We start from the raw sequence: 4,373 nt of genomic DNA, 5'->3' as shown, positions 1-4,373 counted from the left end.
TACTTTCGATTGCCAGAGACTTTCGTTCGCCCCGTCTCGGGCGGCCGTAAATACCTCGTTTTTTGTGAGCTCGATCACACTCATGACGTCGTGGATTAGTGGTTAGATAAGCTCTAGCTTAATAAAACCATACCACTTTTGCGAGGTATACAGCGGTCCTAGGACTAACCACTCTGATTACCGTACCAGACTATACGGGCGGGCTGTCCGGCAGAAACACCTGGAAAGTAGCTCCCTGCCCCGGTTGACTCTGAGCGGTAATATAGCCCTGGTGGTTTTCGGCAACTTTCCGGCACAAGGCTAGCCCAATGCCCGTACCCAGATAGTTATCCCGGCTGTTGAGTCGCTGGAAAATCTGGAAGATCTGTTCTTTGTATTCCTCTTCGAAGCCAATCCCGTTATCGCTTACATCCAGCCGAATGTAGGTTCTAAAAGGCGAAAGCTGAGGTAGCATGGCCATTTCTTCAGCCGTAGCTTTCTGGGCCCGTATTTCAACCCGGGGACGTTGCTCCGGCTTGTGAAACTTGATAGCATTGGAAAGCAGATTCTGTAATAACTGCGTAAGCTGACGAGGATTCCCCCAAACCGTAGGTAAAGAGCCAATGACGATTTCTACCTTTTTTTCCTGTAGGGGTACTTCCAAATCCAGTAGCACTCCATCCAGCAACTCCCGGAGTTCAACGGCTTTTTGTTCCAAGCCCTGGGTACTCGTCAAACGAGAGTACTCCAGCACATCTTTTACCAGCATCGACATGCGATCCGCCGTCGACTGAATGCGATGCAGTAAATTCAGGCCTTGTTCTGTTAACCCTCCGGCATGGCGTTCAGCCAGAATTGAGCTAAAGGTCTGTATTTTTCGCAACGGCTCCTGTAAATCGTGACTGGCTGCGTAGGCAAATTGTTGAAGGTTATTATTCGTTAGGGTTAATTCCTGATTAAGCTGATCGAGTTCCAGCGTACGTTCGGCCACCCGCTCTTCGAGTTGGCTGGCTAGTAGCTGATACTGTTTCTGACTCTTTTCCAGAGCTTTTTGAGACGTCATTTGCTGGGTTACGTCTACGGCCATGTTCAAAATGGCGTATACCTCCCCGTATTCGTTTCTCAAAGGTTTGTAGGTAAAGTTGTAGTAGCCCCGTTGCATTCGACCCTCAATCACCAGATCCACCGGATCAGCCTGGGCGTGGTACGCTTTTCCGGACGTAAATACGTCGTCCAGAATTTTCAAAAATGGCTGCCCTTCCAGTTCTGGCAATGCTTCGGATAATTTCTTGTTCAGAACGGTTTTATCTTTTCCCCAAAGCTTAATCATCGCTTCATTCACCAGCTCTACCTGTAATTCACGACCTTTATAAAGACCCGTAGCCATGGGAGCTTCTTCAATGAGTTTACGGAAACGTCGTTCACTGGCTTCCAGGGCTAATTGAATGCGTACCTGTTCGGTTACTTCCGTAGCGATCACCATCACGCCACTGATATGGCCCTCCGCCTCCCGAAGGGGAGCATAGACAAAATCGAAGTAACAATCCTGTAATACGCCCCCGCGTTCGAGGCGGGCCAGCGTACTGATGCCGTAATGAGCCTGCCCGGTATCGTATACGCCTTCCAGCAATTGCATAAACGGTTGTCCTTCAATTTCGGGCAGGGCCTGGGTCAGCGGCAACCCGATCACGGCTTCTGTCTTCCCCCAAAGTTCAAGGATACGGGTATTAGCCGTTTCAATGACCATCGAACGCCCCGTTAAGAGACTAATGGCCACGGGAGCCTGAAGAATAATGGATTGCAGGCGATCCTGACTATTAAGCAATTGAAACTGAGCCTCAACCGTGCTCGTAACGTCGAGAATCGCCCCGATATACCCCGTAAATTTGCCCTGCTCATTGTACTGCGGGCTTCCCGAGCAATCCACCCAGCGGATGGTACCGTCGGTATGAAAAATCCGAAATTGATTCTTGTGGTTACGCTTGGCGTGAAAATCAGCCAGAAAACGCTCCGCCGCCAGGGAACGATCTTCTTCAATAACGTAATCCAGCCAGCCAAAGCCTACGTGTTTGGAAAGGGGTTGCCCAGTCCAATCAATCCACCGTTGGCTCACATACGTAATGTGCAACTGGGCATCCGTAATCCAGAGAGCCGCCGTAGAAGCGGTAGTTATATTGCGAAATAAGGCTTCACTTTCTTGCAGGGATTGCCGCGAGGCAATCTCCGCCCGCAGGTCATGAGCGGTAAAGAGTAAATTCAGCACCTGACCCTTCTTATCCCTGAGGTACGAGGCTTTCATGTGAACGGGGATGGCATTTCCCGTAGGAAAACTCCGGAAAGGCACATTACCCGCCCAGCGTCCTTCACTTTTCAGCGTAGGCAGAATCTCCTGCGTTAGCAGCCGATAGGCATCCGCCGAACAGAATTCCAGCAGGTTCATGCGTTTGATCTGGGGCAGGGTCAGACCCGTCAGTTGTAACCCGTAAGGGTTGACAAACAGTAAATTGCCGTTCATGTCGGCAATACCCATGCACTCTTCGCTACCGTTTACCAGTGCCTTCAGGCGTTCGTCCTCTTGCTGATGAATCACTTCATCGGTAATTTCCTGGACGATCCCGGCCAAGGATACAGGCGTACCATTGGTATCAAACGCATAGGTTCCAATCACGCGGGCCCAGTGTATAGAGCCATCTTTCCAGACAAAACGGGCTTCGTATTTCAGATGACCCGTCCGATTGGCTTCCTGGTAGGCTTCCTCCCGAATGGGTTCGTCCTGAGGATGTAAACTCGAAACAAGGGTCTGACGCGTTAGCTCGGTACGGGATTCTCCGGTTAGTATTTCCGCCAGACGTGGCGTATAGGAAATGGCATCCGTCGTCAGTAAAACGTAAAAGGAACCGGCTTTGGAGCTTTCCAAGGCAAGCTGGGCTAGATTTTCAGCCGCCTGTACTTTTTGTTGGGATTCCCGGTGGGAAGAAATATCCTGAGCGGTTCCCGAAAACCGATACGCTTCCCCTGCTGGATTAAAATAGGCCTTCCCTTTGCAGTGCAGCCATCGGAGGATTCCATCTTCGGCTCCAATGGTACGAAAAGAGACTTCATACTGTCCCCCGGAAGCGGGGTTTAAAGCCCAGGTAACGGCCTGATTCACTAACTCCCGATCTTCGGCATGAATGTAACGAAGCACCTCGTCGTAGGCAACGATGTCTTCTTTGGAAAATCCGTAGAGCTGCTTGCAAATATCGTCCCAAGCGACCGTATGGTTAATGGGATCCAGGTCCCAAGTGCCCAGCCCGGCCGAAGCTAGAGCAAATACATACCGATCGCGTGGGTGGCCATAAGATTCAGGGGTTAACAAATCATTACTCATGGGTAGCTTAGCCAAGTACTTTAGTTATTCAGGTAACTGAGGAATAGTCCCGACTGTTTAAAAACGTTACCGACGATTCATCCCGTAACGGAGTAAAATTGAGCAGGTCATTCCTTTGCTGATTAACGTCCTAAAAGTCCGGGCCAGTGACGTAGAAAATGCGGAAATTTTAAACCAGAAGCTATTTTTCGTGTTTACGTAAGAAAGAATACTTCGAGCAGGCCTTTTGCTGCTAGTTTTTCTTACCGTTTTTACCTTTTGCTGCCTATGGCTTTACACGGCCCTATCCTTTGCGTTGAAGACGACGAAGATGATCAATTTTTACTGCGTGCTACCCTGGAAGAACTGAGAATCAGCAACCCATTGCTTTTCTTTTCCAATGGCATTCCGGTAATGGAGTATCTGACTACTACGACGGAAGAACCTTTTCTTATTCTGTGTGACGTGAACATGCCTTTAATGAATGGATTGGAACTTCGTCAGCAGATGCAGCAGCACGAGGAGATTCAAAAAAAATTCATCCCCTTTATTTACCTGACCACCGCAGCCAATCCGACGCTGGTCAATCAGGCGTATCAAGGTTCCATTCAGGGCTTCTATAAAAAGGCAAGCGATTATTCTACGTTCAAGGAGCAATTGAAAACCATCGTCGAATACTGGCAAAATTGTCTCCTGCCCGGCTCTATGCTACGCTAGGGTTTTACTTTCGCGGTAGTTGTACCGTTCGTACCCAATAGCTGTACAAGCCTTCGAAGAGTTCGGATACTTTCTGATAAGAATAGGGCTTAACCAGATAAGAGTTTGCCCCGAGCTGATAAGCATCCTGAATCATCTGTATATCCTGAGAAGTCGTCAGCATAATAATGGGCAGATGCTTCCACCGGGAAGACGCTTTGAGTTTTTCCAGTAGTTGCATGCCGTTCATCTTCGGCATATTGATGTCAAGAATAATCAGACTAGGCGTGGGAATGTGATTTTCCAGTAAATCCAGGGCGTGGGTACCATCGTGGGCGAAAACTAAATC

General features: G+C 49.1%; 3 protein-coding genes. 1 reads left to right on the top strand and 2 read right to left on the bottom strand.

Features of this window, described 5'->3' with window-relative positions; translation table 11 throughout:
* Window positions 1-190 precede the first annotated feature (190 nt).
* Entirely contained in the window at window positions 191-3,349 is a 3,159-nt protein-coding gene (locus ACOJTG_RS05135) for a PAS domain S-box protein (RefSeq protein WP_420152827.1), read from the bottom strand.
* Between the two features lie 267 nt (window positions 3,350-3,616).
* Here ACOJTG_RS05135 and ACOJTG_RS05130 point away from each other — a divergent pair, with 267 nt between their 5' ends.
* Window positions 3,617-4,045: a response regulator gene (locus ACOJTG_RS05130; protein WP_420152826.1), complete on the top strand. Its 429-nt coding sequence runs from the start codon at window positions 3,617-3,619 to the stop codon at window positions 4,043-4,045.
* A gap of 4 nt (window positions 4,046-4,049) precedes the next feature.
* On the opposite strand, the gene ACOJTG_RS05125 is transcribed toward ACOJTG_RS05130, so the two are convergent.
* Window positions 4,050-4,373 (bottom strand): response regulator (locus tag ACOJTG_RS05125; protein WP_420152825.1); only part of this gene is annotated, 324 nt, incomplete at its 5' end.

Origin of the sequence: Siphonobacter sp. (assembly GCF_048595215.1) — a bacterium.
GTDB lineage: Bacteria > Bacteroidota > Bacteroidia > Cytophagales > Spirosomataceae > Siphonobacter.
Note: the sequence above shows the minus strand (reverse complement) of the source record. Positions and strands in the feature narration are given on the sequence as shown.